The organism is Ruegeria sp. CJ9 (genome assembly GCF_056536625.1).
The window spans coordinates 335817-349190 of the sequence record NZ_JBQFPY010000004.1; the positions used below are offsets into that span (position 1 = coordinate 335817).

Annotated in this window: 11 protein-coding genes; 4 read left to right on the plus strand and 7 right to left on the minus strand. The window is 54.0% G+C overall.

Features of this window, described 5'->3' with window-relative positions; translation table 11 throughout:
• Window positions 1–399: 399 nt before the first annotated feature.
• Entirely contained in the window at window positions 400–1629 is a 1230-nt protein-coding gene (locus ACR0AJ_RS11410; protein WP_170351495.1) for a hypothetical protein, read from the minus strand.
• A 206-nt stretch (window positions 1630–1835) separates the two neighbouring features.
• Between ACR0AJ_RS11410 and ACR0AJ_RS11415 the strand changes: the two genes are divergently transcribed.
• Genes ACR0AJ_RS11415 through ACR0AJ_RS11425 form a run of 3 tightly spaced genes read left to right on the plus strand, consistent with a single transcriptional unit; the run spans window position 1836 to window position 4520 of the window.
• Complete coding sequence (locus ACR0AJ_RS11415) at window positions 1836–2489, plus strand: PepSY domain-containing protein (protein ID WP_217360551.1); 654 nt, start codon at window positions 1836–1838, stop codon at window positions 2487–2489.
• A 37-nt stretch (window positions 2490–2526) separates the two neighbouring features.
• The gene (locus ACR0AJ_RS11420) at window positions 2527–3186 is read left to right on the plus strand and encodes a response regulator (protein WP_170351510.1); all 660 of its coding nucleotides are present in this window, start codon (window positions 2527–2529) and stop codon (window positions 3184–3186) included.
• Entirely contained in the window at window positions 3186–4520 is a 1335-nt protein-coding gene (locus ACR0AJ_RS11425) for a sensor histidine kinase (RefSeq protein WP_170351508.1), read from the plus strand. The genes ACR0AJ_RS11420 and ACR0AJ_RS11425 overlap by 1 nt, the downstream gene beginning before the upstream one ends.
• Before the next feature lie 150 nt (window positions 4521–4670).
• Here ACR0AJ_RS11425 and ACR0AJ_RS11430 read toward each other — a convergent pair whose 3' ends face one another.
• From ACR0AJ_RS11430 to ACR0AJ_RS11455, 6 genes are all read right to left on the minus strand, one after another.
• On the minus strand, window positions 4671–5105 hold the full coding sequence (locus tag ACR0AJ_RS11430) for a hypothetical protein (RefSeq protein ID WP_170351506.1): 435 nt from the start codon (window positions 5103–5105) through the stop codon (window positions 4671–4673).
• A 4-nt stretch (window positions 5106–5109) separates the two neighbouring features.
• Window positions 5110–7509: a trimethylamine N-oxide demethylase gene (locus tag ACR0AJ_RS11435; RefSeq protein ID WP_170351504.1), complete on the minus strand. Its 2400-nt coding sequence runs from the start codon at window positions 7507–7509 to the stop codon at window positions 5110–5112.
• Complete coding sequence (locus tag ACR0AJ_RS11440; RefSeq protein ID WP_170351502.1) at window positions 7506–7859, minus strand: cupin domain-containing protein; 354 nt, start codon at window positions 7857–7859, stop codon at window positions 7506–7508. The genes ACR0AJ_RS11435 and ACR0AJ_RS11440 overlap by 4 nt, the downstream gene beginning before the upstream one ends.
• Before the next feature lie 19 nt (window positions 7860–7878).
• A complete protein-coding gene (locus tag ACR0AJ_RS11445) occupies window positions 7879–9861 on the minus strand; it encodes an ABC transporter permease (RefSeq protein WP_170351501.1) in 1983 nt (660 codons plus the stop codon).
• A complete protein-coding gene (locus ACR0AJ_RS11450) occupies window positions 9861–10889 on the minus strand; it encodes a quaternary amine ABC transporter ATP-binding protein (protein WP_170351499.1) in 1029 nt (342 codons plus the stop codon). The genes ACR0AJ_RS11445 and ACR0AJ_RS11450 overlap by 1 nt, the downstream gene beginning before the upstream one ends.
• Window positions 10890–10973: 84 nt before the next feature.
• Window positions 10974–11924 carry an ABC transporter substrate-binding protein gene (locus ACR0AJ_RS11455; RefSeq protein WP_170351497.1) on the minus strand — a complete coding sequence of 317 codons (951 nt, stop codon included), beginning with the start codon at window positions 11922–11924 and terminating at the stop codon, window positions 10974–10976.
• 237 nt (window positions 11925–12161) lie between these two features.
• Here ACR0AJ_RS11455 and ACR0AJ_RS11460 point away from each other — a divergent pair, with 237 nt between their 5' ends.
• Window positions 12162–13097: a LysR substrate-binding domain-containing protein gene (locus tag ACR0AJ_RS11460; protein WP_480740866.1), complete on the plus strand. Its 936-nt coding sequence runs from the start codon at window positions 12162–12164 to the stop codon at window positions 13095–13097.
• The last annotated feature ends 277 nt before the right edge of the window (window positions 13098–13374 follow it).

Below are 13374 nucleotides of genomic sequence, written 5' to 3' on the forward strand. Positions count from 1 at the left end.
TCCCTGGAAGGGGAACTGCATGATTAAGTCTGCCACTGAAAGCGCTATGGATCAGGTTCCTGTACACTTGGAACCACCACGTTCCACCGCGCGCAAACACTTGTCTAACAGCACGAAATCCAGAAGCGGGCGTTTCCCGCCTGTCGAAATTGCTCTGAAAGCTATCGCAAGGAATGAGCAGCTTGAAAGAGCAAGAAGGACGTCTGACCCTACATCTTGACGTCCGCAGTTTTCGCGGGAAACGTCCTACCCGGGAAAACACAAATGCAAAAGCCCGCTCCAATCCGAGCGGGCTTTTTTGCTGTGTTAAGCTAAGGTTCAGAATTAAGGTACTTTTTCTGGTTCATGTTAGACGAATGCAAGGCAAAAGCGTCGCCCGGAGTCTCGTTGGCAGAATACTTAGCCGTTGCTAACAAGTTCTTCCACTTGTTCTCCCTCAGGCGTCTGACCGTCATCGACCGGATCTGTATTGGCTTCATCCTCATCGTGATCGTCGTCATCATACTTGTCTTCGTCATACGAACTGCCAAGCGCGGTTTTGACGGCTTCCTCGTCAGGATTAGAGGCTCGTACAGCGTCGAGAACATTGTCCTGCTGTTGCGTTGCGATGGCGTCATCTTCTGAAAACCCGCCCTTGTGGTGATCCAAAAGGTTGTCTTCTGCCTGATGCACGGCTTCTGCGGCCGCCAACTGATCTTCCGTAGGTCGATCAATCGGATTACCATCTTCATCCGTGGTTAAGTCGTGCGCATCTTTAACGGCTTGCGCGTCTTCCAAAGCTTCAGGGTCAGTTGTCCCAGGGTTGGCTTCCTCATTGGCGAGGATATCCTCAGCTTCCTCCAATGACAGAGGGGCTTCGTCCAAGTAATCTAGCGCTGCGTTGATTTCTTTCACGTCTTTGGGGCTTAACGTGTTGTCTTCACCCATGATGTGATTGAATTCGGTGTCCGCAACGGCAAGGCCCGCTGCAAGGCTGACCGGTCCGGTACCTTTCTTATACTGACCGTTTGCAATATGCGCGAGCTTTGCTTTGGGGCTGGAGTTAATGGCGCCGTTTAGCTTGCCGAGATTGCGCGATTCAAGCGCAAGCGTACTATCTTCCAGAATCGTTGCTTTTCTACTTGGCGGGCGCAGGGACCGCTTGACCGAAGTAGTCTTTGTTTGTTTTGCGGTGGTTACTGGCTTGCTACCTTTGAACAGGCCACCAATTCCCTTCCTTTGCGTTTTTTTTGCAGTTTGCTTTTTATTACCGCCAAGCAAGCCTTTCAGAGAGAATTGACCCTTCTTAGAAGACCTCGAATTGACCCCTGCGGAGCCTTTTGACTTGTGACCAGATTTTCCGGCCGCTTTGCTTGCTCCGTTCGTGGATGCGGCTGACCCGTTACCCTTGTTTTTATCTTTGCCGCTACTCGCACTGTTGCCATGGCCTTTACCACCGCTGTTGCCCTTGTCGCCCCCATTTCCATTGCCGCCATTGCCACCACCATTACCGTTGCCACCGCCGTTTCCTTTGCCTTGCTTGGCATAGGCGGCATCAGGGAACGTGAATGCGCCAACAATTGCCGTGGATCCCAGCAAGGCGATTGCGATTGCAGAGGCTTTCATTAGGCCGGTCGTATTGATCTTCATGACGGTCCTCGTTTGTTGAATGCGAATTTCCGCACACGATGCAATGCGTAGAAACATGACAGCACGAGTGCGCGTGTCGGAATCGGGAACTAACTGACAAATTTAAGCCTATTATCGTTGAACCTGCGACGAACCGACCGTTCATCGCCAGTTCATCTTAAAATCTGTAGAATTGAGGCGCGATTACGCGATATTGAGTACTGAGGATGAGAAAGCTTTTTATCATCGCTTGTCTGTTCGCCTTTCTCCAGGTTGGGGAAGGGCATGCTGCTGTGCGCGAACTAAAGCAATCCGAATTGCGCAAAGTGACAACGACGGGCAGCACCATCAGGTTAAAGAGGGTTCTAAAAGGCGTTGAAAAAGTCTTTGGTGGAACGCCGGTCGATGCGCGCGCGTTCCAGACTGACAAGGTCTACTATCGGATCCTCGTAAAGAAACCCAATGGGAAGATCATAAGTGTTATTGTGAATGCTCAAACCGGTGTCGTTGTGCCCAATCGTTCTAATATCGGACGCCAGATTTCAAACGCAGCCAAGTCCACATCAGGCAATTCTGCCAAATCCAACACACAAAGCCAGACCAGCAGTAAGGGCAATCAGAGCAACAATAGTGGCGGCAACGGTAACGGCAATTCCGGTGGCAACGGTAATGGCAACTCCGGTGGCAACGGCAACGGCAACTCTGGCGGCAACGGTAACGGCAACTCCGGTGGCAACGGTAACGGTAACTCCGGTGGCAACGGTAACGGCAACTCCGGCGGTAACGGTAACGGCAACTCCGGCGGCAACGGTAACGGCAACTCCGGTGGCAACGGTAACGGCAACTCCGGTGGCAACGGTAATGGTGGTGGCAAAAAATAGTGGTTAAAATTTCGGTCGCAGGCCTATAGATAAAAGTATGAGAGTATTACTCGCAGAAGACGAACCGCACCTTTGCGAACAGATCAAAAAGCTGCTGAATGCTGAAGGCCGCGTGGTCGATATTGTCCACAACGGAGTTGATGCTCAGCATCTGGGAACTACCGAACCATATGACATGATCATCCTCGATCTCGGGCTTCCGGAACGAGATGGCATCTCGGTTTTGCGCGACTGGCGCAGCGCGGGTATAAAAACTCCGGTTCTGATCCTGACGGCACGCGATGGTTGGAGCGAACGGGTCGACGGATTGGATGCCGGTGCAGATGATTACATGACCAAACCATTCCATTTGCCCGAGCTGGCCGCGCGTGTCCGCGCCATCTTGCGCCGTCAGAGTGGGCAGCTGAATCCTGTTATCGAGATGGGCAATGTCGTTCTTGATACACGCAATGGGCGGGTGACTGTTGATGGCGTTCCGATCGACTTAACAGCCCAGGAGATAGCCGTTCTTACTTACCTGGCCCACAACGCCGGTCGCCTGATCCCCAGATCCGAACTTTCGGAACATATCTACGAATATAACGGTGACCGAGATTCGAATACCATTGCGGTTTTCATAAACCGGCTGCGCAACAAATTGGGACCTGACCTGATAACAACGGTCCGGGGTCGCGGATATATGATCGATTCAGTTTGATGTTGTCGCTGCGTCAACGGGCACTGCTTGGAGGGATTGCATCTGGGGCATTGTCCGTTGGCGTGGGCACTCTGGCTGTTTTTTCGTTTATCGATGCCCGAATTTCAAACAGGTTCGACGCTACGCTTCGAGATCGCCACACCCAGCTTGTCGTTGGGTTGAGCGTTACGACACAAGACCCGGATGCCCTGCGTGATCTCATGTTTGATCCGGCATACAGCGCGCCATATTCCGGCAGATACTGGCAGGTTACCACCGGCAACGGCGAGGTTTACACGTCGGCATCTTTGTTTGACGAAACAATCGCTGAACCACCTGACATCTCTGAAGATGCAACCCTTTGGAACACTTCCGGCCCCGAGGGGGAAGCGTTGCGCAGCGCATACCAAAAAATTTCTTTCGAAGATGGAACTGTCTGGGGAATTAGTGTCGCGGAAAGCCAGGCGCAGTTGGTCAATGAAAGACGGGCGGCACAGCGTAGTCTTCTACCGGTGTTTGGTTTGGTTGGCTTGATCGGTGTTGCAAGTTCATTGATGCTGATGTCCGCAATCCTGGGTCCTCTTCGTAAATTGCGTGCGGATGTCGCCCATCGTTGGGACACGGATGACAATCTGGCACCCACGGATTACCCGGACGAAGTGGCCCCTTTGGTCGATGATCTGAATCAGCTTTTGCATCGCAATCGGGACATTGTATCCGGCTCACGCAGGCAAGCCGCTGATCTGGCACATGCTCTGAAAACGCCAGCCACTATTCTGAGAAATGAACTACAGGCTATGTCACAGGCCGGTGTCGACACAGGTATCGCTGACGAAGCTTTAGATCGGATCGACTCTCAACTCGGTCGGTCACTCGCGCGAATCCGGGCTCTAAACACGGCTGAGTTGACCCATTCGCGTACGGACGTTTCACACTCAGTCGAACGTCTCGCACGGTTGTTTACTACGATCGCTGAGAGAGAGGATAAAATACTGGAAGTCAAAAGCGATCCTGAGCTTTGGGTGCGCATGGATACGCAGGATATCGAAGAGGTTCTTGGGAACTTACTGGATAACGCAGTCAAATGGTGTCGTGGCAAAGTAAAACTGACCGCAAAACGTCACGAAGACTGTGTCGAGATCTGTATCGAAGATGACGGCCCAGGTATCCCAGAGGACGCAATACGCGAAGCGCTACGCTCTGGTGGACGGCTTGACACTTCGGTAAGAGGCAGCGGGCTGGGGCTGGCAATCGCGGTTGATCTTCTCAAGGCATACGGTGCGCACTTCGACCTGGGAAAATCTGCCGCGTTAGGAGGATTAAGTGGTCGGGTGGTTATCCCAACCAAGTCTTAAGCGGCGACGGCTGAGAGAATGAGTGGCACAATGCGTGGATTTCTGAGCAGCCTCATCTGACTGGTCCAGTTTGATTGTTAGTGCATTGTTGGCCTCTGACCCATTGGGATGATGGTTTCCGTGGCTGGTGGGCGATGTACACCGACTGCATCAATTGTGATGTTCGAGACTCAAAAACACCAATGTACGATTGATTTGGCCCTTATCTTTTTGGGCAACGCGAATAAAGCCTTCTGAAGTGAAAAGCTCCCTCAGCACGTAACTATCAGGGTGGTTGACTGATCCGTCGTCTTGCGTCCAAGTTCCCTCTTTGCAAAGTGTTACTTCAGTCCAGAGGTCGTTAAACGCGCGAATGGCTTCAGAGTCCCGGAATGGAAACTCCCATCGGCATGAAACGCCTTGGACATTGTCCAGGCCGACAAACGTTTTGCACATCGCTCCATTCGGTGAAACGCCCGTGGTATTATAGTTTTCAAGCGCGGAAACCCGGTCACATTTGTCCGCGAAGCCAGTTGTTGGTGAAGTTGCGATGACAAGCTCCAGAAAACAAACGGCCACAACTTTGGCCGTTTGTTTGGCAGTCAAGTTTTCATTCGGCCGCATCCGGGACATTTTTACTGGGGTAAACACCTTTCACGCGCTCTTTAGTTGGATCAAAATGCGGGAACGGAACAATTTTTGCCTTAAGGCGCTTTTGCTGCCCATCCAGTTGACCGATCTCAATGTCGTGCCCCTCCAGCGCATGGGTTGATGCAACACGCCCAAGGGCGATGACCTTGCCTAAGATGGGTGACTTCATCGCGCTGGTGATTTCGCCGACCTGCGCTTTTCCGACACGTACACAATCGCCCGGAGAAGGCACTGTTCCACCTTCTATATCAAACCCGACCAGCTTGCGGTGAGGGTGAGCCTTGCGTTCCTCAATTGCGCTGCGCCCGATGAAATCATCGGTCTTAGATTTCAATGGGACGGTAAAACCGACCCCGGCCTCGAACGGATCGGTCTGGTCGTCAAATTCGGACCCGGCAAAGATCAAGCCGCCTTCGATCCGCAACATGTCGAGGGCGGCAAGACCAAGCGGGGCAATTCCATAATCCTGACCAACTTCCCATACACGGTCGAAAATCTCGACAGCATCATTGGGGTGGCAGAATATTTCATATCCCAACTCGCCGGAATATCCGGTTCGGGAAATCACGACCGAGGTTCCGCGCACATCCCCGACCCGGGCCACGGTAAGCCGGAACCAAGGCAATTCTTCAATTGTTGGCTGCTGGGGTGGCGTCCAGAATATCTGCGAGAGGATGTCGCGGCTGTGCCGCCCCTGTACCGCGATATTGTGCAACTGATCTGTAGAGTTTCGCACCCAGACATTCATATTGCGCTTGCGCGCTTGTTCCTGCAGCCACAAACCACTGGTGTCGTTGCCGCCGATCCATCGGAAGTTGGTCTCTCCCAGCCGATAGACAGTGCCATCGTCGATCATGCCGCCATGTTCATAGCACATTGCCGTATAGACAACTTGACCGACGCTCAGCTTCTTCATGTTGCGGGTCACGCAAAGCTGCATCAGCTCTTCGGCATCCGGGCCAACAACCTCGTATTTGCGAAGTGGGCTCAGATCCATTACGGCGACTTTGTCCCGACAGGCCCAATATTCTGCGATCGCGCCATGATTGGTCATCGTATTGGGCAGCCAATACCCGTTGTATTCGACAAAATCACGGGTATGACGTGCAAAGCAGTCGTGAAATGCTGTTTTCTTGGTTTCTTCCACATCCGCCTCCGCAGATTTTCTGTAGCCGTAGGACCGTTTGAAATCTTCGGTCGCTCTGTAAGTTCGCACCTGAATGTCGGTTGGATTCCAACCATTGGCCGGGTCAATGTCGCAGGGGCAGCCGGTACTGACGCAGACAAGATCTGTCAGCGCGCGCAGCAGCACGAAATCTCCGGGTCGCGACCACGGATCATCCATGCCGATGGCATTGTCATCGTCCAGCATCGTGTTGAAAAAGAAGTTGATCGCAGGCCAACCTGCGCGGGGCCGGATGCCATACTGGTCCAGATCTTTGTTGATATTTTCCGAGCAATTGACATGGCCAGGATAGCCCAAGTCTTCATAATACCGAGCTGTGCAGGCCAGCCCGAACGTGTCGTGGCGGCCGCACGTATCCTGCACGATCTCGACCAGGGGTTCTTGATCCACCGACCAGTACTTTGAGAATATGCCTGGTTGCGGATACAAACTGCCCATCAGGCTACGTGTCGTGGTGGGATCAATCTCGCGTTCGATCCCCTGATCCAGTGCACGTCGGCTGAACGCCTGAAAGTCTGAACATTCGCGGCCCCTGACATCCACGATCTGGATGAACTCCCCGGCTTTGACCTCATAAGATTTGGCATTGCCAGGCTGAATGTTGATATCCTTGAGTGGGTCGGCCAGAGGATCGGGCGGGCCCACGTTGGGTTTTTCCAAGCCAGGAGCGGCACGCTGAATGTACAGGATAATGTCGGTCGGCGGGTTGTTGTCTTCGGGTCGCATCGCTTCGCCGGGAGCAGAGACGATCAGAAGACCGTCGCATTCCGCCACGAAATGCGCCATGTCGCCGGGCCGTGATCCATCCGAGAAAGCCCGGATCGCATCCCCGCGTCCGATATCGAAACCTGCAACCTCTAACGCGCGTAGCACTTTCTTGCCCGAAACCGAGCCATTCGCCAGAGTCGCAATCAGCCCCTCTGGTCGACCGTGCCCCTGCGCGCCAAGCATGGCAGCGTCCGAGCTTCGATCGGGGGCAAAGAACACCATCTCGGCGGGTTGCATCCCATCGCGATCCAGCAATGTGATCGTGTCGCCTTTGGACACCGAAACCGCCCGCGACCCTGCGCCAGGGACGGGATGACGTTCCGTTCCATGCGGTAGAATCGGAAGACCGGGGGCCAGAACCCCGCTACGTTCGTAAGGCACTTCGAAAACCGGTTTCACATTCATAATGCACCTTCCTGAATGGACTCGGTTGCACCGCGGTGCGTGACCACCAAAAGGCATCCCGCCTCGGTGCGCGAAAAATGGCTGGAACCGGCGGCCAAACTGACGAAGTCACCGCTGCGATAGCTGAAACCGTCGTGATCAGTCAGATCGCCTTCGAGGACAAAGAACTCTTCCGCACCATGATGAATATGCGGATTCGAGCGCGTTCCCGGGGCCATCTTCATCAGATAACTCCCTTGCCCGGTGACTTCGTCAAAGCTGACATTCTTCCACCAGACCTGTTCGTCGAGCAGACCGTCCATGTGCATTCTAACAAAGCCGGTATCGTCGAACCGGGCGACAGTACGCATGTTTTGCTGTTGTGCCATCTTAATCGAGCCCCAGTCGCTTTTTACGCTGTTCCGCCCAGCTGCTGATCGCCATGTCAAAGGTCAGCGCCATCAGCGACACGTTCAGGCCGAGGACAAAGTTTTTGCCCAACTCGGTTCCGGCCAGCGTTCGCTGAAGTTCTTGCCCAAGGTCCTGCGTGCCGATAAAGGCTGCGATGATGACCATGAAAAAGGCGAACATGATGGCCTGATTGAACCCGACCGCCATAGTTGGCAGAGCCAGTGGGAACTGTACCGACATCAGCTTTTGGCGACGGGTTGAGCCGGACATGTCGGCGGCTTCGGTCATTTCCGGCGGGACGCTGCTGAGGCCAATAATAGTGTACCGGATCAGCGGTACGGCGGCGAAGATCAGGATCGAGAACACAACCGCCACGTCATTGACACCGAACAACATGATCGCTGGGATAAGATAAATAAAGCTGGGGAAGGTCTGCGCGGTGTCGCAGGCCAGAAGGATGCTTTTCGACCAGCGTTCGGACCGGGCAGCGATTACGCCCAGCGGTATTCCGATCAGTGTGGCCAGCGCAACAGCCGAGATAACTGTATACAGAGTGATCACCGACCGGTCCCACCAACCCGAGAATGCGACGATGGTAAAAAACACTGCCGCATAGATACCTGGGCGGCGTCCGCCGACCCAATAGGCAAAGGCAACGACTATTAGGATGAAGGCGGGGGTCGGGATCGCCAGCAGCGTGTCCCGGAACGGGATCAGAACCTTGACGTTCAGGAACCAGCGCAACCATTCAGTTGTTCCCTTGATGGCGTCGATCGCCAGGAACGACTTGATCACCACGTCAATTTCCTTGCCTTGGCTCAGGTGCTGTTTGCGGCCAACTTCAGCCAGGATCGGGAATACCTGCGATAGCAGGATAAACCCGATGAACAGACCCAGTGCGACCAGCGAGATTTGATGCCGCTTCCACCAGGGCGTGTTGCGTTCAAAGTGAACTGGTTGCTTGACCACCCAGGCCTTGGACATCCGGTCCAAAGTCACGGCCAAAAGGACGATAGTGATGCCAATCTCGAAGGATCGTCCGAGCTTGAAACTTCCCATCATCGCCAACAGTTTAGCGCCAAGACCCGGCATTCCGATAAAGGCGGTCAGAACGACCATTGCCAGACACAGCATGATCACCTGATTGACGCCAACCAGAATTTCGGTGCGCGCTGCCGGAATGTATACATGGCGCAGCATCTGCCAGCGAGTACAGCCGGACATCTGACCCGCTTCGATCACTTCGGGGCTAACCTTCTTGAGCCCCAGCGTTGTCATCAGGATCATCGGCGGGATCGCGAACGTAATCGTTGCAACGGCCCCGGCGGTTGGACCCACCTTGAAGAAAATCACCGCAGGCAGCAGGTAGGTAAAGAAGGGCAGGGTTTGCAATATGGACAGGATGGGCTTCAGGACCCGCTCGAACCAACCGTATTTCCATGCGGCAATACCCAAAGCCAGCCCCAGCAGGAACGCCAGGGGTGCTGCAACCACGATCACCGACATTGTTTGCATGGCGATCTTCCACTGGCCGATTGCTGCGGTCCAGATAAAGGTGCCCGCGCCCAAAGCGGCCAACTTCCATCCACCGACAGCATAACCCACAACCGCGGCAACGGCGGCAATCGCAGACCATGGGATCGGTCCCAGATAGGGCCAGCGACGCTTGCCTTCCAAAAGGTTGGCCGATGTATCCAGCAGGAATTCAAGCGGACCTTCCGCGATGAAGCGGGTGACGTATATCAGGCCCAGGTCATTCTGGATGAAGTTGAAGATCGCATCCAGAACTTGTGCGGTGGGCGGGATCGCCGCTTCGGGGATGCGGTTCAGCCATTCAGGCAGAATACCAGCGGCTTTGGCAAGGATCAGTGCAAACGCCACTGCAAGCAGCGCGGTAAGTACCCGTGTACGTCCCCACGGCTTGTCCGAAGTCTCCGTCAGATCAGTGGACAGCGTCGCCATTATTCGGCTCCGAGCAGAACATTCAGAGCGGTGTCGCGTTCCAGGACACCGGTGATAACGCCTTTGTCATCTGCAACCGGCAAAAGGATGCGGTTGTCATTGACCAGAACTCGCGCAAGTTCGTGGATCGTTGCGCCACCATTGATCGGAGCTCCTTCCAAGGCGTGCCCGTTGACCGGTTTCGCCAGCCCTTTCGCATGCACCACGCGGGCTTTGTCGATGTCCTCGGTAAATTTCGCCACATATTCAGTGGCAGGATTCATGACGATTTGATCGGGTGTGTCACACTGTTCAACCGCGCCATTGCGCATGATCGCGATCCGATCTGCCAAACGCAGCGCTTCGTCAAAATCATGAGTAATAAAGACGATGGTTTTACCCAGCATCTCTTGAAGCCGTAGGAATTCATCCTGCATTTCACGCCGGATCAAAGGGTCAAGGGCGGAGAACGGTTCATCCAGGAACCAAATATCCGGCTCAATCGCCAGGGACCGGGCGATGCCGACCCGTTGCTGTTGCCCGCCGCTGAGTTCACGCGGGAAATATTCTTCACGACCCTCAAGGCCCACCAGCTTGATTACTTCCAATGCGCGTTCGCGTCGGTCATGGCGATCCTGACCGCGCATTTCCAGCGGGAAGGCCACGTTATCCAGAACCGTACGATGCGGCAGCAGACCGAAGGACTGGAACACCATGCCCATCTTGTTGCGTCGCAACTCGATCAGGTCGCGCTCGCTCAGGCTCATGATGTTCTGACCGTCAACCTCAATCGTGCCGCCGGTAATGTCATGAAGACGTGAAAAGCACCGTACCAAAGTAGACTTACCTGATCCGGACAGCCCCATGATGACCAGCATTTCACCCCGGCCAACTTCAATCGAGACGTCTTTGACCCCGGCGATGTAACCGTCCGCACGTATCTCGTCGAAACTGCGACCCGCGGGCATAGATTTCAGATAGGTCTCAGGAGAGGCTCCAAACAGTTTCCAGACGTTTTTGGCTGAGATGACGGGCGCTGTGGCGGACATGGCTGCCTTCTTTCTTGTTAGGCGCGGCCTCGCTTCACCGAGATCAGCAAGGCCGCGCCAGTTTCGTCGCGAATGACCGGTTTATCAACTGCAGGCGCTGATCCAGGGGTCAACAACAGCGCGGTTAGCGTCCAGCCATTCGGCTGCCGCCTCTTCCGGTTCCAGCTCGTCTGTATCGACCAGCTTGGCCATTTCCGCGATTTGCGGGTTGGTGAACGAAATTTCAGTCAATACGCAGTAAGCAGCCGGCCACTTATCTTTCATGCCATCCCACGCGGCTTTTTTCAGGTAACCGCTGGCTGGGTTTCCGCAATCATACAACGCATCGGGATTCGGACCTTTGGATGGATCTTTGTCGCAACCATCTTCCCAGGCCGGAAATTCAACAAACTCACCGGGCCAGACAGCTTCGGCAAAGTTGGGTGTCCAGTTGAAGACCAGAACAGGTTTCTTATCCGCCTCTGCCGCTCCGATCTCGGCCCAAAGGGCTGCAGCCGAACCCGCATTGATAACCGTGAAATTCAAATCAAGCGCTTCGGCACGTTCCTTACCGTGCTTCAACCAGTCGACGGGTCCATCCAGATACCGGCCTTTGTCCCCGGTTTCCGCTGTTGCGAAAAGATGCGCGCAGTCGTTTAAAGCTTGCCAATCAGGCAGGCCGGGGCAGGATTCCTTAGTCCACATCGGATACCACCAATCCTCGCGCGTGACTGCATCATGATCGCCTGCATCATGCAGTCCACCCTTTTCCAGCGCGGCGCGGAAGGATGCGCCAAATGCACCTTCCCAGACTTCCATCTCAAGTGTGACATCGCCCAAGCGTACCGACTCGTAGACCGCCTGACTGTCTGTTGTGACGTATTCGACGTTGTCACCGATCTCTTCTAGTAGTTGACCTGTAACGTAAGACATCACGATCTGACTGGACCAGTTGTGAATTGGAATGACGATCGGATCGCTGCTGTCTTCGGCGAACGCTCCGGTGCCCGCTACCGCTGCCAAGGTTGCAGCAGAAAATAGGTTTGTGAGTTTCATGTTTGCTCCCTGAGTGACGTACATTTCTTATCTGCGGACTCTTCCGGCCCCGAATTTTCTCATTCTGCCTAAGTTTTCACGAGACGCAGAACAGAAATTTGAGAGGCATTGCCTATAAATTCTTGAGGCAAATCTGACTTTTCACTATTTTAACAGTCAGTTGCCTGATCGGTTTCCAGTCGAAACGGGCAAATGTTTTTGATTGCGATCATCTTCAGATTGGGAAACCGCCTTCAGATGCCAAAGAAAGCGCCAATTACCGGGAAGGTCCTTCCACCGCTCGATTACCTTTTGGCATTTGAAGCGGCTGCGAAGGCGCAGAGTTTTGCGCAGGCCAGCAAGGTGCTCAACATTTCGGAAACGGCAATCAGCCGCAAGGTGCGACTGTTGGAGCAGCATTATGATGTTCCGCTGTTTGTCAGAGGTCATCGCTCGGTCTCGCTGACGCAGCAAGGTGCGATTTTGTTGGCAACTGTGGAAAAGTCGCTGGACCTGATGCGGGATGTTAGCCGTGACATGCTGGCTAAACATCAGGCCAACACAGTCTCGATCTCTGCGACCAACTCGGTTGCGTCACTCTGGTTGATGCCACAGCTAAGAAAATTCAACAAATCTAATGATCGCATTCGTATTTCGTTGGTGTCTTCCGACAGTGATGCAGAGTGCCTGTCAGATTCGATGGATTTGACGATATTGCGCGGGGATGGGGAATGGCCTGGATATGATGCTCAGCTGTTATTTGGGGAAACTGTTTTTCCGGTCTGCAGCCCGGAGTATCTCAGTAGTAATCCGACGGTGACAGATTTAACTGCTTTGCCAGAGTTGGATCTGATTGAGGTGACAAGTAGTCACGCGGAATGGATGACATGGCACACGTGGTTCAACGGCAATGATATTTCGACCTCATTGATGGAACGCGCTGTGGCCTTCAACACCTATCCTCTCTCTATACAAGCTGCAGTCGATGGATTGGGGGTCGCATTGGGTTGGGCCCATCTTGTCGACCCACTGCTTGAAAGCGGCGCGTTGGTCAGACCAATTCAGGACGTCTCGGTGCGAACACAGTCTGGGTATTATCTTCTTAAAAGCCCAACGCAAAAAGCATTCCCGGAATTACGCATCGTTGAGGATTGGTTGTTGGGGCTTAGCGCGGTGCGCAAACGTTACGCGTGATCCGTGACCCCATTGGGTAACAAATACCCTTTCGGTCATGTCCTCGTATTTCCAAGGTTGACCCAAGGGAAAAATTATTTACCGTAAAGAAAGTATTCGATTCCTCCCCGGTCGCACATGCGGGCGGGTTTGAGTTCGTTAAACCTACTTTGCACGGAGCCCAGCACCCAATGAGCTACAAATCCGACATCGAAATCGCCCGTGAGGCGAACAAGAAGCCGATTCAGGAAATCGGTGCGAAAATTGGCATCTCCAGTGACGATCTGCTGCCTTACGG

What these genes read in the sequence shown, in the direction of transcription:
- ACR0AJ_RS11410 (WP_170351495.1), bottom strand. Translation starts at nt 1,629, where the DNA reads ATGAAGATCAATACGACCGGCCTAATGAAAGCCTCTGCAATCGCAATC.
- ACR0AJ_RS11415 (WP_217360551.1), top strand. Translation starts at nt 1,836, where the DNA reads ATGAGAAAGCTTTTTATCATCGCTTGTCTGTTCGCCTTTCTCCAGGTT.
- ACR0AJ_RS11420 (WP_170351510.1), top strand. Translation starts at nt 2,527, where the DNA reads ATGAGAGTATTACTCGCAGAAGACGAACCGCACCTTTGCGAACAGATC.
- ACR0AJ_RS11425 (WP_170351508.1), top strand. Translation starts at nt 3,186, where the DNA reads ATGTTGTCGCTGCGTCAACGGGCACTGCTTGGAGGGATTGCATCTGGG.
- ACR0AJ_RS11435 (WP_170351504.1), bottom strand. Translation starts at nt 7,509, where the DNA reads ATGAATGTGAAACCGGTTTTCGAAGTGCCTTACGAACGTAGCGGGGTT.
- ACR0AJ_RS11440 (WP_170351502.1), bottom strand. Translation starts at nt 7,859, where the DNA reads ATGCGTACTGTCGCCCGGTTCGACGATACCGGCTTTGTTAGAATGCAC.
- ACR0AJ_RS11445 (WP_170351501.1), bottom strand. Translation starts at nt 9,861, where the DNA reads ATGGCGACGCTGTCCACTGATCTGACGGAGACTTCGGACAAGCCGTGG.
- ACR0AJ_RS11450 (WP_170351499.1), bottom strand. Translation starts at nt 10,889, where the DNA reads ATGTCCGCCACAGCGCCCGTCATCTCAGCCAAAAACGTCTGGAAACTG.
- ACR0AJ_RS11455 (WP_170351497.1), bottom strand. Translation starts at nt 11,924, where the DNA reads ATGAAACTCACAAACCTATTTTCTGCTGCAACCTTGGCAGCGGTAGCG.
- ACR0AJ_RS11460 (WP_480740866.1), top strand. Translation starts at nt 12,162, where the DNA reads ATGCCAAAGAAAGCGCCAATTACCGGGAAGGTCCTTCCACCGCTCGAT.